This window comes from Salinispora pacifica DSM 45544, from assembly GCF_000378845.1.
Lineage (GTDB): Bacteria > Actinomycetota > Actinomycetes > Mycobacteriales > Micromonosporaceae > Micromonospora > Micromonospora pacifica.
On sequence record NZ_KB905359.1, the window covers coordinates 2,649,812 to 2,663,245 of the forward strand.

10 protein-coding genes and 1 tRNA gene are annotated in these 13,434 nt (G+C 65.0%); 6 read left to right on the forward strand and 5 right to left on the reverse strand.

Features of this window, described 5'->3' with window-relative positions:
• The first annotated feature begins 3 nt into the window (after positions 1-3).
• Genes SALPAC3_RS0111940 through SALPAC3_RS0111960 form a run of 5 tightly spaced genes read left to right on the forward strand, consistent with a single transcriptional unit; the run spans position 4 to position 5,486 of the window.
• Entirely contained in the window at positions 4-897 is an 894-nt protein-coding gene (locus tag SALPAC3_RS0111940; RefSeq protein WP_033660492.1) for a class I fructose-bisphosphate aldolase, read from the forward strand.
• Complete coding sequence (locus SALPAC3_RS0111945) at positions 887-2,374, forward strand: GMC family oxidoreductase (protein WP_018221467.1); 1,488 nt, start codon at positions 887-889, stop codon at positions 2,372-2,374. Before SALPAC3_RS0111940 ends, SALPAC3_RS0111945 begins: the two co-directional genes overlap by 11 nt.
• Positions 2,346-3,527 carry a GNAT family N-acetyltransferase gene (locus tag SALPAC3_RS0111950; RefSeq protein WP_232430497.1) on the forward strand — a complete coding sequence of 394 codons (1,182 nt, stop codon included), beginning with the start codon at positions 2,346-2,348 and terminating at the stop codon, positions 3,525-3,527. The genes SALPAC3_RS0111945 and SALPAC3_RS0111950 overlap by 29 nt, the downstream gene beginning before the upstream one ends.
• A gap of 11 nt (positions 3,528-3,538) precedes the next feature.
• Positions 3,539-4,768: a DegT/DnrJ/EryC1/StrS family aminotransferase gene (locus SALPAC3_RS0111955; protein WP_026185485.1), complete on the forward strand. Its 1,230-nt coding sequence runs from the start codon at positions 3,539-3,541 to the stop codon at positions 4,766-4,768.
• On the forward strand, positions 4,755-5,486 hold the full coding sequence (locus tag SALPAC3_RS0111960) for an HAD family hydrolase (protein ID WP_232430498.1): 732 nt from the start codon (positions 4,755-4,757) through the stop codon (positions 5,484-5,486). The genes SALPAC3_RS0111955 and SALPAC3_RS0111960 overlap by 14 nt, the downstream gene beginning before the upstream one ends.
• Here SALPAC3_RS0111960 and SALPAC3_RS0111965 read toward each other — a convergent pair.
• The 4 genes from SALPAC3_RS0111965 to SALPAC3_RS0111980 all read right to left on the reverse strand — a co-directional run bounded on the left by SALPAC3_RS0111965 (position 5,464) and on the right by SALPAC3_RS0111980 (position 11,662).
• On the reverse strand, positions 5,464-6,639 hold the full coding sequence (locus SALPAC3_RS0111965; RefSeq protein WP_018221471.1) for a glycosyltransferase family 2 protein: 1,176 nt from the start codon (positions 6,637-6,639) through the stop codon (positions 5,464-5,466). The two genes, SALPAC3_RS0111960 and SALPAC3_RS0111965, sit on opposite strands and share 23 nt — an antisense overlap.
• A 28-nt stretch (positions 6,640-6,667) precedes the next feature.
• Positions 6,668-7,921: an MFS transporter gene (locus tag SALPAC3_RS27060; protein WP_232430499.1), complete on the reverse strand. Its 1,254-nt coding sequence runs from the start codon at positions 7,919-7,921 to the stop codon at positions 6,668-6,670.
• Between the two features lie 407 nt (positions 7,922-8,328).
• A complete protein-coding gene (locus tag SALPAC3_RS0111975) occupies positions 8,329-10,986 on the reverse strand; it encodes a helix-turn-helix transcriptional regulator (RefSeq protein WP_018221473.1) in 2,658 nt (885 codons plus the stop codon).
• A gap of 592 nt (positions 10,987-11,578) precedes the next feature.
• Positions 11,579-11,662, reverse strand: a tRNA-Tyr gene (locus SALPAC3_RS0111980).
• 147 nt (positions 11,663-11,809) lie between these two features.
• Between SALPAC3_RS0111980 and SALPAC3_RS0111985 the strand changes: the two genes are divergently transcribed.
• Positions 11,810-12,304, forward strand: coding sequence for a YajQ family cyclic di-GMP-binding protein (locus SALPAC3_RS0111985; protein ID WP_018218214.1), 495 nt, complete (start codon positions 11,810-11,812; stop codon positions 12,302-12,304).
• A 220-nt stretch (positions 12,305-12,524) separates the two neighbouring features.
• Here SALPAC3_RS0111985 and SALPAC3_RS0111990 read toward each other — a convergent pair whose 3' ends face one another.
• Positions 12,525-13,241 (reverse strand): SDR family oxidoreductase, encoded by a 717-nt coding sequence (locus tag SALPAC3_RS0111990; protein ID WP_018221474.1) that lies wholly within the window; start codon positions 13,239-13,241, stop codon positions 12,525-12,527.
• Positions 13,242-13,434 lie beyond the last annotated feature (193 nt).

Consider the following 13,434-nt stretch of genomic DNA (forward strand, 5'->3'; position numbering starts at 1 on the left):
ATGATGACGCGTCGTCCCGCGATCTCCGACCTGGGGCTGGCGAGCGGAAAGAGGTCTCGGCTGCACCGGATCCTTCATCAGCATGGTCCGCGCAACGGCACTGCCCTATTCTTGCCCTACGACCAAGGGCTGGAACACGGGCCGAGAGATTTCTTCGCCAACCCGGCTGCGGCCGATCCCCGCTATATCCTCAAGCTCGCGGTGGAGGGTGGATTCAACGGTATAGCAATACAGATTGGCGTTGCTGAAAAATTCTACTGGGAGTTCGCCGGCGAGGTTCCGCTCATCCTCAAGCTCAATGGCAAGACCGAGATCCCTCCCGACGACGAGCCGCTTTCCCCGCTCAATGCCACCGTGGAGGACGCCGTACGACTCGGTGCCGACGCGGTTGGCTACACACTGTATGTCGGCTCGCCGCGTCAGACCGACGACTTCGCACAGTTCCGCCAGGTACGTCGCGACGCTGAGCGGTTCGGTGTACCGGTGGTGGTGTGGACCTACCCGCGCGGTTCAGCGGTCGCCCGCGCTGGCGGGAAGACCTCCTTCTACGCGGTCGACTATGCCGCTCGCGTCGCAGCCGAGCTGGGCGCGGACGTCATCAAGGTGACCTATCCGGACCCAGAAAGCCGTACTGGCGTACGCAGGGAGTACGACCGACCGTTCGCGATCGAGGAGGCACTTGCCGCGATCACCAGGTCCGCGGGCCGTTCTCTCGTCGTCATGTCCGGCGGTGACAAGGCCGAGGACAAGGCCGTGCTCGAGCGCGCGCGATTGGGCCTGGAGGCCGGCTGGACCGGCGTGATCATAGGACGCAATGTCTGGCAGCGCGAGCATGACGCCGGCCTGCGGTTTGTCGACAGCCTTCGCCAGCTGCTGGAGACGCATGATGGCCAGTGAAACCTTCGACTACATTGTCGTTGGCGCTGGGGTTGCCGGGTGCGTGCTGGCCCGGCGTCTCTGCGATGACCCCTCGGCGACCGTGCTTCTGCTCGAGGCAGGGCCCCCGGGCGACGATCCACGACTGGCCGCCCCCGCCACCTGGCCCGAGCTGATCGGTAGCGAGTACGACTGGGGCTACCGCACCGAGCCACAGCCGCACCTCAACAGCCGGACCCTGTCCTGGCCGAGAGGCCGGGTCGTGGGCGGGTCCGGGGCAATCAACGCGATGGTCTACGTCCGGGGCCACCGCAGCGACTTCGACACCTGGGCGGCGTTCGGCGGCAGCCGATGGGATGCCACGCATGTGCTGGCGGAGTTCGATCGCGTCGAGCATCCGGTAACCGGCATGCTCACTGTCTCGGAGCGGACGAATCCGCACCCGCTGAGTCTCGCCTTCGTCCGAGCGGCGGAGGCGTATGGACTGCCCTTCAACCCAGACTTCAACCGGGGCGAGCAGGCTGGCGCTGGCTACTACCGCACCACCTCGCGGGGGGACCGCCGGGTGCACACCGCGGAAGCCTATCTACGTCCCGCGTTAGCCCGACCAAACCTGGTCGTGCGTACTAATTCCGGTGCAACTCGGCTGGAGATCCAGGGCGGGCGAGTCACCGGTGTCAACGTACGGCACGGCGGCGCTGAGGAATTTGTCCGGGCTGAGCGTGAGGTCGTGATGTGCGGTGGTGCCATCGACAGCCCGGCGTTGCTGCTGCGCTCCGGCATCGGCCCGGCGGACACTCTCCGGAGGCACGGCATTCGGGTGCATGTCGCCCTTCCCGGGGTTGGGCGGAACCTACACGACCACATCCAGGTCTCAGTGCCCTTCCCCACTGCCACAGCCACCGGCCACGCCGTGGACCCGGCCTCAAACCTCGGTGAGGCCGGCGGCTTCGTGCACACCCGTTCCGGCCTGCCAGCACCCGACATCCAGCTGTCGTTCGCGCCTATGCTCAGCCTCAACAGTGGTCACGGTCAGGGCTCTGGGTTCACCATCGGCCCCGCGGTCACCCGCCCCATGAGCCGGGGTGAGTTGACGCTAACCGACGCCGACCCCACCACTGCACCCCGGATCGATCCCCGGTACCTCAGCGACCCGTCCGACCTGGAAACGCTGATCGACGGCGTGCAAACGGCGCTGGAGATCGCGGCCCAGCCGCCACTGGCCAGGGGCTACGACGGGTTGGGCAGCCGCCAGGACATCGCGGCCTTCATCCGTGCCCGCGCCGAAACCCAGTTTCACCCAGTGGGCACGTGCCGGTTCGGCACAGATGAGCAGGCCGTTGTGGATCCCGAACTCAGAGTCCGAGGCGTTGAGGGGCTACGGATCGCCGATGCCTCAGTGATTCCCGCTGTCACGACCGGAAATACACAGGCTCCGGTGATCGTCGTCGCCGAGCGAGCGGCCCAGCTTGTCGGACGACGCGATGCGCCTTCCTGACGTCCTCGACGAGCCCACCGATGACCAGTGGGAGCAGTACGTCTCGATCGCCGAGCGTTCTTTCGGCGTACCGCTGCCCGATGCGCCTTTGCTGCGTAGCAACGGGTTGGTGCGCCTGGCCGCCGATGCCGAGGGAGTGATCGGTGGGGCTATCGCTCTGCCATTCACCCAGTATTTTGGGGGCCGTCCACTCTCCTCGGCCGGGTTGTCGCTGGTATGCGTGAATCCGTCCGCCCGCGGCGACGGTGTAGCGCGAATGGTGGTCGATTCGCTGGTCGATCACCTTCGGGAGCGTGGCGTGGCGCTCGTCGCGCTGTGGACGCCATCGCCGGGGATCTACCGCCGGTGGGGCTGGGAGGTGGCAGGCGGCGCCTCCGCGTACACGGTTCCGGTCACCTCGCTGCGCACCATGCCGAGGCGGCACTCACGTGTGGTAGCCGATCCCGATCCCGGCTCCGTTTTCGCCCTGCATGCGGAACTCGCCGGTCATTGGGATGGTGCGCTTCACCGTCCAGGCTGGTGGTGGGGTTGGAAGGCCTCGGCTGCGGCGAAGGAGCGCCACCACTATGGGGTTGCCAACGATGACCGGCTCGACGGCTATGTCGCCTACTCCACCCAGCCGTTGCCGGAGTGGGGCCAATCCATGGTGGTGGAAGACTTGTGGGCACGCGACGGCGGAGCCTTTTCCGCACTTTGCACCTTTCTTTCCAAACACTCCAGTTTTACCCCGCACATCAGGTTCGCCCCTGGTGTCCTGCCGAGCCCCCCGGAACTATCCCTGTGGTTGCCGCAGTACGACTGGCACGAACATCCCTGGCATCCATGGATGCTGAGAATCATCGATATTGAATCCGCGTTGACAACGCGCGGGTGGCCCGTCGGGGTCCGGGCGAACATCTCCCTGCGCATGGTCGACGGACCGATGGCCGGGACCGAGTTAGACCTCATGATCGAGGATGGCAAAGCCCGTCTCGGTCACGGCAGCGGCCGGCAGGTGATGCTCACCGAGCGCGGTGCCGCCGCATGGTTTAGCGGTTGCTGGAGTGCGTCGCGGCTCGCACGCGCTGGCCTGATCACAACAGGCGACGCCCACACTCTAGCCACTATGGACTCACTGGTCGCCACACGACCCTGGCTACCAGACAGATTTTGATCGGAGGGGTCATGCCCGGACCTGGATACGCATTCTTCGGAACTGAGGAGTGGGAAAACGTCAAGGGGGCTATGAGTGATTGGGAGGCTACCCGTACGGCCTACGACAAAGTCCCCGAAATTCCGGTTGTACGCCGCTTCGAACGCAGCGCACTAGATCACTTCGGGGCCAACCACTGCGTTGCCGTATCCAGCGGAACCGCCGCGCTGGTGACAGCTCTCGCGGCACTTGATATCGGTCCCGGCGACGAGGTAATCGTGCCCGGCTACACGTTCCTGGCCTCGATCGGTGCTATCATCTATTCCGGCGCTACTCCGATTATTGCAGAGATCGATGAATCCTTTACGCTGGACCCCGCCGATGTCGAATCACGCATCACCGAACGCACCAAGGCGATTATGCCGGTCCACATGCTCGGCGCACCCTCGGACATGGATGCGCTCACCGCCATCGCGCAGCGACACGGGCTACTGATCCTGGAAGACGTCGCACAGGCATGCGGTGCCAGCCTCCATGGGCGACACCTCGGTACGATCGGTGATGCGGGAACTTTTTCACTAAACACCTTCAAGGTAATCACGTGCCGTGAGGGTGGCTTTTTGCTCACCAACAGCCCGCGCACGTATCAGCGGGCCTACTCTTTCCACGACCAGGGATGGTTCCCACTTGAGGGGCAACGAAACACTGACCGCGGCTCCGGCGACCTAATTTTCGGGCTCAATTTCCGGCTCGCCGATCTAGCCGCCGGTGTGGCCCTCGCCCAGCTATCGAAACTTGACCGGGTGCTGGCCACCACTCGAGCAGCGAAGCGCACGCTGGCAGAACAGATATCCACTCATCCGCGGTTCACACGCCGGGTACTGCACGACCCCGACGGTGAATGTGGCACCATCCTGGCCTACATCTTCAACGAGCGCGCCGACGCACAGGCCGTTGCCAAAGCTTTGGGCACGAAGACCATGGACGACTCGGGCAAGCACCACTACGCCAACATGGCCCAGCTGCAGGCGCTGGGACGTGGCGAACGGGTGTGCCCGTTCCGAAAGCCGGAGCCGGTCAGCAACCGCTACGATCCCGGCGCGCTGCCGCAGACCGACGACATCCTGCAGCGCTCCATCGCGTTGTCCGTCGGCGTCACCGACAGCTACCTAGGTGCCGGGTTCGGTATCTCGGTTTCCAGCACACCGAAGCAGATCACGCACATCGCCGCACAGTTTAGGCGAGCAGTTGCAAGCCTCTGATCCCGGCCGGCTGCCAGAGCTTTCAGTACACGCCGTCGCGTTCGACATGGACGGCGTGCTGGTGGATACGAACGGGGCCATCGAGCGGGCGTGGCGCAGCGCCGCGAGCATGTACGGCGTACATGTTTCCGATGCAGACCTGCGCACCCACGTACATGGACAACCCGCGACAAGCACGCTGCGGGCGCTCTTTCCCGGACACACCCCAATGCAGCGTCAGGAAGTCTGGCGGCACGCGGCGCGCATCGAGGAACAGATGCCCTACCAGCCCATGCCCGGTGTGCTGCCCCTCCTCCGGGCCCTGGCAGACTCGGGGATCGCCGTGACCCTGGTGACCAGCAACCTGCCCGGCCGGGTCGCTGCCATCCTGGACCTCATCGGCGCTGCCGACGCGTTCCATACCGTGGTCAGCCGTGATGACACCGTCAACGGCAAACCGCATCCAGAGCCCTATCTCACCGCGGCGAGCAGACTAGGCGTGCCGCCACAGCGCATGCTCGTCTTCGAGGACTCTGACAGTGGCATTCGCGCCGCCAGCGCGGCCGGTTGCGCCTGCGTCGCGGTCCGTCAGCCCTCGAAGGACCCCAACGTGGTCGCGGTCGTCCCCGATTTCACCGGTATCGCGGTCACACGGGATGATTCTGGAACACCGATTCTGACGGGAGTGCCGGGCACCCCCGTGATCCGTCTGATTGTCAGGAGGAGCCGAACCGATTGACATCGCCGGCCAGGCCGTTCGGCTTCCAGCTCAACGGCGGGATCCCTGCGTTGGCCGGCGACGGTGGGGTGGGTGAGTGGTGTAGGTGCACTAAGGGATCGTCATAGCGGTCAAGTGGAGTATCGAACTCCATCCGGTAGAGAAAGTCGTTGTCTTCCCCGCCCCACCCCTCATAGCGCTCGTCCATCCCACCAACACGCCGAAAAGCGCTTGCCCGTGCCCAAACACAGCCTCCGGGCGGGCGGCGCAGTGTGAACCCACGCAGCCTGCTTGGCCGGGCCGCCGCCGAGGCAGCGAACACCCGATCATGTATGGCCGTCGCGCTCGACTCGGCACCGAGTGAGAGGGCGTCGCGGTACGGGATGACAGCGCCAACGCCACCCGATGCCAGGAACCGCTGCACGTTACGGGAAACGAAATCGCGATCAGTGAGGATGTCGGCGTCGAGGACACATACCAACTCAACGGCACCGGGGGTGTTGAACACTCCGACATTTACCGCCCATGCCTTGTTGAAAGAATCGCCTTTCGGGGCGAACACGTAGTGCTCACATAGCTGACGAATGGGTTCTTCCCAGCGGGGCGAGATGTCGGACTCTACCACGGTCACCCGGTAGCTTTCCCGGTCGAAGCTCTGGTCACGGAGCGCCGTCAGGCAGGCGAGCATATTACGGACACGGGAGCCATCCTCGCCGTCGTCACGGAACGGAATCACGATCAGTACCGGTGCCTTATTGGACTGCGCTACTTCGACACTGCCGGCCTCCAGCTCCTGCCATGTGACAGGTGGGCTAGCAGCCGGATAGTCGTCACCGACGTGGTATCCCAGGCGGATGTTGGTTTCGGCCAGCCAGGCCAGGTCGAACAACTCGTCGAGTACTCCTGGACGCTTCCCGGCGCACGCTATCAGCGTCTGTCGTAGCCTTTCGTGCCGAGTTCGGCTCCGGTTGTCTTCCAGCAGCGCCTGTGCCGCGCCACGCACGTCGTCATCCTCCACGGCCACGGCGGCGGCGACGACCGGGCCCACCCACGGACGCGACCATTCCCAGAAGACCTGGCTCGCGTGACGCGCGGCGTCGTCGACCGCGACGACTATGCCGTCCGCGACGGCTTTGGCCAGCAACAACGAAGAAGTGGGCAGAAGCCGCTGCATTCTCTGTCATCCTCTCGTCGTGCACTCATCACAGGCGGCGAGATTGGTCCGGGGCCGCGACGTGCCCGGTCTGCTCGGCTGGTTGTGTCGGAGGCGGCGCGGCGCGGAGACCGCGCACCGCGAGCCGGGGTGTGAGTCTGCGTTGCAGCAAGGCTCCCAACGCGACGCAACCACCCAGCATCACCCAAAGAATGACGGTGTGCCGCTCCAACAGGAGGCCGACCAGCCCGGGGCCCAGGCCCCACGTCATTGCCCAGGTCATCTGAAACAACGCCAGATAGCGCCCCCGTACCGGGGCTGGTGCCATAGCCGCGGCCAAGGCGTTGGCGGTGGGCAGGCACAACATCTCGCCCACGGTGAAGACAGCCATGCCAAGGACGATCATCGTCAGGCGTCCCGGCGAAGCGAGCCAGGCCGCGGAGGCCATCATCACTATCGACACTGCTACCAGGGCTGCTCCCGCGATCAAAACCGTGGACCGGGCCACATCCTGGACCATCTCAGTGACGCGGGTCTGGGTGCCGAAAATCATCAAGCTATTAAGCGTGAACAGTGCTGCCGGGAGCCAGGCGTCGAGCTCCAGTAGGCGCACGGCGTAGATTGGTATCACTGCCGTGGGGATTACCCAGGCAAGTGAGACCAGGGCTTGCGCCCCGACGAGGCCAAGGTAGGTGCGATCCCGCAGTACCACGCGCCATGGCCCCGCACCTTCTCCGTCGTGTGCCGTAGGTTGGTCATTTTCGCGCTCGTGTGTGCGTTCACGTTCGCGCTGACTGGGCATCCAGAGTAGTGCCGCACCGGCAAGTGACATCACAACTCTGATTAACAGAAGCACGAAGAAGGCGGTGTTGCTATCCGACAGCAACGCCAGTGTCGCCAGGAGCCCACCAAGGCCGAACGAACCACTCTTGAGCGCGTGTATAAGGGAGAACCAACTATCCAGTTCTGAAGGACGGGCGACTACACTGATGTAGGTTGGCCAAGCCGACCAGTAGAGCCGATCTGCCACCATCACGACGAAAACTGCGGCGAAGATAGTGAGCGGGCTCCGCGCGAACATGTAGAGCAAGGTTCCAACCGAGGCCAGCACGTTGCTCAGCACAACCATACGACGTGCACCAAGACGATCCACCATGCCGCCGACAGCCGGGACAACCACAAGCGAACTCAGGGTCGCCACAGTGATTGCGACACCCACACCAGCCAGACTGACACCAGAGGCCTGCACCAAAAACAAAAAAGAGATTGGCAGGAATACCCCTGCTCCGAGGGTGTCGATCACCGCTGCCGTAGTCAGGCGCCACCCAGCGCGAACATCTGGCACCCCCCACCGTCGGCTAATAATCGTCCTCCCGTCCTCGAATGGGCCTGATACATGCTCGTGGTATTCGCGAATCAGTATTCCCAGCTGCCACTACCACGTCGTGAGTAGTTCAGTACTCAACCGCGGTGGCGGCCGGACGGCCAGGGTCCCGGCAAAGTCGTCAGGTGATGTCGAGTAGTGCCAGTGGGCGAGTGCTGTCGCGGGCGTGATGCCGGTTTGCGGGATTTGGGATCTGCGGGCAGCCCAGCAGCGGTTTCGGACACCGTGACAGCCGGTGCAGTGGACACAGACGAGATCGGCGATGATGGCAGCGCGGCTACGGCTCACTTCGGACGATCAACAAGGCGCCATCAAGCCGGACACTCTCACGACTTTGCCGGGGCTCTGGCCGGATGGCCCATCACGTTGGCCAGTTGTGATCGCCCGGTGATGCCGAACTTGGAGTAGGTCCGGCTGAGGTGGTTGTCCACCGTGCGCACGGAGACGGTGAGCAACTCGGCGATCTCGCGGCTGGATCGACCGGCCGCGGCGAGCCCCGCCACCTCCCGCTCCCGCTGGGTCAGAGTGGTCAGCACGATGCCGGGCTCCAGCAAGGGCGTTCTGGCGTCCTCACACGCAGACGACAACGCCGACCGGCGCTCGAAAGAACGGCGCGCTGATGTCAGCCTGCCCGTGGCTCGGTGCGCCCGCAACGCCGCGCCGGCGAGTTCGGCGGCGTGCAGAGACAGCCCACAACGCGCGAGTTCCTCGGTGGCCGCATCGAGATGGCAACCATCCCCGGAGGTCAGGGCGGCGGCGGCACTAGCCAAGCCGGCGAACAGGTCCCCCTCAAGGCACGAGGTGAGCGATTCGAGCCGAGACACCACGTCGTGGCCGGCACCGAGCCGGGCGATGTCGTAGAGCGCGAACGCCTCAAGCGTGGGCAGGTTGTTCGCCGCCGCCGCTGCGGCCGCACGGCGCGCCAGTCGCACCGCCCGCGTGGCTTCGCCACCCGCCTGTACGACCCAGGCATGACTCAGACCCATGGAGATCTCGACGGACCTGATGGGATGCCGAACGTCGGTGGCAGCGGCCTGGGGCGGTCGTCCGGATCCATGAGCCTTGTATGACAAGGCGACAGACTCCGCCAGCAGCGCCTCGTGATAGAAGCGCAATCCCCAGGCGCTCCCAGCACCGGTTAACGACACCGCTTCCTGGAGAATCGACCGAGCGGTGAGCATCTGGCCCTGGAACTTGGCCACGAGCCCGACCGCACCGGCCCACATACCCGACAGCTCGGCACTGCCCAGCCTTGCCGCCTCGACGAAGGCGTCATCTGCGAGCCGGCGGGCCTCTACCAGTCGACCGCTCAACAGCAGCGCCCTGCAATGCACCAAGCCCAGGGCCGCTTCCACCCAGCGACACGGAGGCCAGAGGTGTCGCTGCGCCCGTCCCTGCTTGAGGAACCCGAAAGCTTCCGAAAGTCGTCCCAACTCGACACTCGCGGCAGCGGCCACCACACATTCCCACCCGCCGGTCGTAGCTTGGATGCGCGATGTGCCGAACACTCGCGCCACGACATCGAGGGCAGCACCACATTGACCTTCCGCATACAGCATCCAGGCCCGCCAGGCGGCATCTCTTTCAGAACGCTCAACATTGTCGATTTCCCTGCTGAAAGGCGCGAAAAAGGTGCCTGCGACAGGGATGCCCTCGAGTTTGTTGACGGTGAGGCGTCCCCGGTCCCACACGGGCGAGCCATCGTCGGTGCGGGACGGCTCGTGGGAAGCAGGTTGTGCCCGTAGCTGCGAGGTGGCATCGCCACGATCTCCCCGCCAACACAGGATTGTTGCCAACAGCCGTGAGGCTGGCGCCCCGGCACCACCGCGGATCGCGGAGCGAACCAGTCGTTCGGCATCGATAAGGGCGCCCTTTCCGAAGGCGGTGCACGCGCCGCGCAACTGAAGGTCGCTGTCAGTATCGGTATCGCTGTCGAGTCGCAGGGTTGCCATGACATCAACATTTTCGACACCCTGCGACGGCTGGTCGGCGTAGGCGCGGGCCAGACTCGCTCGCAGTTGCCGGGTCCGACTCACCGGCGTCGTCTCCCGGATAACCGTGGCGTGGAGGGGGTACTGCAACCGCATCGCCGGCGGCCACTCCCCCGAACGCGCGGGGATGAGAAGCCCTGCGTGTTCAGCGGAGGCGATCGCCCCGCGGTCGCACAACTGTTCAAGCACCGCCAACGGAAGTGACTCCACCTGCGCGGTGAGCTCGACCACTACCCGCTCGGGATCACCAAGGCGGTTCAAATGCGCTCGGACCAGATCGGCGAGCCGCGGCCCCGACCTGGCCTCACCTTCCCATCCCCACATGCCGTTGCGTTCAATGAGGTTGCCACCCTCCACACCGTCAATGAGCAGATAACGCAGCAGGAGAGGATTGCCCGCCGACAGCCTCCTGATCTCCTCGAGTGTGGTGCGATAGACGCGCGGCCCCAGCGCCGCCCTGACGATCTCGTCGACCACCTCCGGCGGCAGCGGATCAAGGTTCAGTAACTGGGCCAAGCCGTCCTTCCACAAGGCGGCGACCGACTCGCACACCTGCACGCCCACCTGCATGGTGGCCACAAGGGTGACCCTCCGACGGGTGGCCATCTGATAGATCAACGCGGCGGACGCGGTGTCCAGGTGATGGATATCATCAATACCGAGCACGACCGGTCTAGCGACATCCGTACCGGAGATGCGCTGCATTACCGCGCGCAGCACCCAGAGGTGCTCGGTCTCGTCACGGGGGGCAGCCGGGATCAGGTGCGCCAGGACAGCGAAGGGGATCTTCGCAGAGTCGCTGGTCGCGGCGAGTCGGTAGGTGTGCCGACCTGCACGCCTGGCTGCTGCCAGCGCCTCCTGCGCCAGGCGACTCTTTCCCACCCCACCCTGCCCCGCGATTATTACGCCGGTCCCGTTTCGGGTCAGGGCAGTTACGATGTCAGCTAGCTCCGAGGTGCGGCCGATGAGTGGCAATTGGGCCAAGTCAAACATTTCTTGTCCGTCATTCGCATCAGCATCGTTGCGTTTCGACTTAACAACCCACGCTGCGAGTCGCGCATATTTCAGGAGTCGGTGCCAGCCGCGGCGTACCGACATCGACCATCGAGCAAAATTTAGTGATCTTAAATCAATAAATCAATACCACTAGGCGGATGCGGCCTGTGATGCACCACACACTCTCGGTGACGATCACTGATCGCAACTACGTCGCCGCTTCGATATCGTGACCTCTCCCGACGGTACGAGGATCATCCGCCGGTCGACACCACCCTGCCCCGAACAGTGCGGGCCTACGCGAAGTGCGCCTACGGCTAGGAGAAAGCAGCCCGCCGTCGCGTAGAGGCGGCACTCGGCCTGCCGCCGGCTGCTGACGCAACCCCGCCGGCCGCTGACGAACCCACCGCACCATCGGCCGACAAAGCCGCCGGACGGAACCCGCCTGGCGGCTTCCATCACCGATGATCTCCGCGACACGCATACGACACAGCCAGCGAGATTAAGCGGGTAAGAGCGGGACTGAGTGAGACTCACGAAAGAGGCCCCTGACCGGCGTCTGCGCTGGTCAGGGGCCTCTTTCTGCACCTGGTGGCGGGTGAAGGATTCGAACCTTCGAAGCTTTCGCGACGGATTTACAGTCCGCTCCCATTGGCCGCTCGGGCAACCCGCCAGGGCACCCGCCGCGTCGCGACGCGGCGGCGAGAGCAAGGATAGCGGCTCGCCCCGGCGTGGCCGCAACCGGGTACCGTCAGGGGGCGCACGGCTGGCCCGTAGTGCACGTAACAGGACAGACCGCCAGGACAACAGGAGTATCAGCATGGCAGCCAACCCGTCGTTCGACATCGTGAGCAAGGTCGACCGTCAGGAGGTTGACAACGCCCTCCGCCAGACGGAGCGGGAGCTCTCGACGCGGTTCGACTTCCGGGGCACCGGCGCCGAGATCTCCTGGTCGGGCGAGGAGGCGATCAGCCTTCGGGCGGAGACGGAGGAGCGGGTCCGAGCCGCGCTCGATGTCTTCAAGGAGAAGCTGGTCAAGCGGAACATCTCGCTGAAGTCGCTGGACGCCGGGGATCCACGCGGGTCGGGTAAGGAGTTCAAGGTCGATTGCAAGGTGATCCAGGGCATCGAGACGGACAAGGCCAAGGCGATCAGTAAGAAGATCCGCGACGAGGGCCCGAAGGGCGTCCAGGCGCAGATCCAGGGTGACCAGCTCCGCGTGACCGGCAAGAAGAAGGACGACCTGCAGGCCATCATCGCCATGCTGAAGGGCGAGGACTTCGGCGTGGCACTCCAGTTCACCAACTACAGGTGAGAAGGCGCGCCGGCCTGGTTACCAGGCCGGCGCGCCTTGGGTAGACATGGTCACGAATGGTCGTCGATAGTTACTCCCGGCCAGCCCGGCCTCCTCCCATGCGACTCACCGAGTTGCGAACGTCAGCCTCCCGGCGTTCTTGGCGATTTCGTCGCCGGGCGCTCGGGTCGTCGTCGGACGGTGCTGACGGCGGCCTGACCGTCCGCTGGGCCCACCACGGTCAGCGCTCCGGGCCCACGACCTGCTCGAAGCGGAACTCGCGGATAAAGCAGTCCCGCGGTTGGCTGACCGCGAAGAGCACGCAGTCCACAACAGACTGTGCGGTCAGGTCGTCGGATGCCGCCCGTGGACCGTGTTGCACGAAGTCCGGCGGGAAGAGGGAGATGACGCGAATTCCTTCGGCCCGTAGTCGATGGGACATGATCTCGGCGAAGCCGGCCTGGGCGTGCTTGGCGGCGTAGAACGCGGGATGGGCCGCCGAACGGCGGTGGCCGACCTCGCCACAGGCGGAGACCATGTTGACGATGTCCGGCCGCGTTGACGCTCGCAGCAGCGCCAGCAGGTGTTTGGTGAGCAGGACCGTGCCGGTCGCGGCGCCGCCGATCGTGGCGATGATGTGGTCGTCCTCGACATCGCCGAGGTCCGCACCGGGCAGGTAGCCCGCACCGTTGTTGACCAGGACGTCGAGGTGTTCGGTGCGCTCGGCCAGCGCCGCCGCGAACCCGCGTACCGAGTCGGGGCTGGTCAGGTCACAGCCGAAGGCCTCGCCGCTCCCCCGCCCCCGCTGTCGGATCTTTTCCGTGGTGCGCCTCGCTGCCACCTCGTCGCGGGCGGAGACAAACACCTGCGCGCCGTGCTCGGCGAAGGCGGTCGCCAGGAGGCGTCCGGAGCCGCGTCCGGCACCGGTGATAGCAACCCGTAGTCCGTCCAGATTCATTGCGAGATCAAAACAGTTGAAGCTGACGTGATGTCAAAGTGGGGTCACCGGCAATACCACATCAGGCCTTCGGTGCCCGGCCTGGAGCATGAAAGTCGGCGGCGCGGGAAGAAGCGATCCCGGCGAGGGCCGGAAAGGCGAGGGCCGGAAAGGCGAGGGCCGGAAAGGCGAGGGCCGGGCAGTGCGACGGCCG

Coding starts and splice junctions, on each gene's coding strand:
- SALPAC3_RS0111940 (WP_033660492.1), top strand. CDS start 4: ATGACGCGTCGTCCCGCGATCTCCGACCTGGGGCTGGCGAGCGGAAAG.
- SALPAC3_RS0111945 (WP_018221467.1), top strand. CDS start 887: ATGGCCAGTGAAACCTTCGACTACATTGTCGTTGGCGCTGGGGTTGCC.
- SALPAC3_RS0111955 (WP_026185485.1), top strand. CDS start 3,539: ATGCCCGGACCTGGATACGCATTCTTCGGAACTGAGGAGTGGGAAAAC.
- SALPAC3_RS0111965 (WP_018221471.1), bottom strand. CDS start 6,639: ATGCAGCGGCTTCTGCCCACTTCTTCGTTGTTGCTGGCCAAAGCCGTC.
- SALPAC3_RS0111975 (WP_018221473.1), bottom strand. CDS start 10,986: ATGTTTGACTTGGCCCAATTGCCACTCATCGGCCGCACCTCGGAGCTA.
- SALPAC3_RS0111985 (WP_018218214.1), top strand. CDS start 11,810: ATGGCAGCCAACCCGTCGTTCGACATCGTGAGCAAGGTCGACCGTCAG.
- SALPAC3_RS0111990 (WP_018221474.1), bottom strand. CDS start 13,241: ATGAATCTGGACGGACTACGGGTTGCTATCACCGGTGCCGGACGCGGC.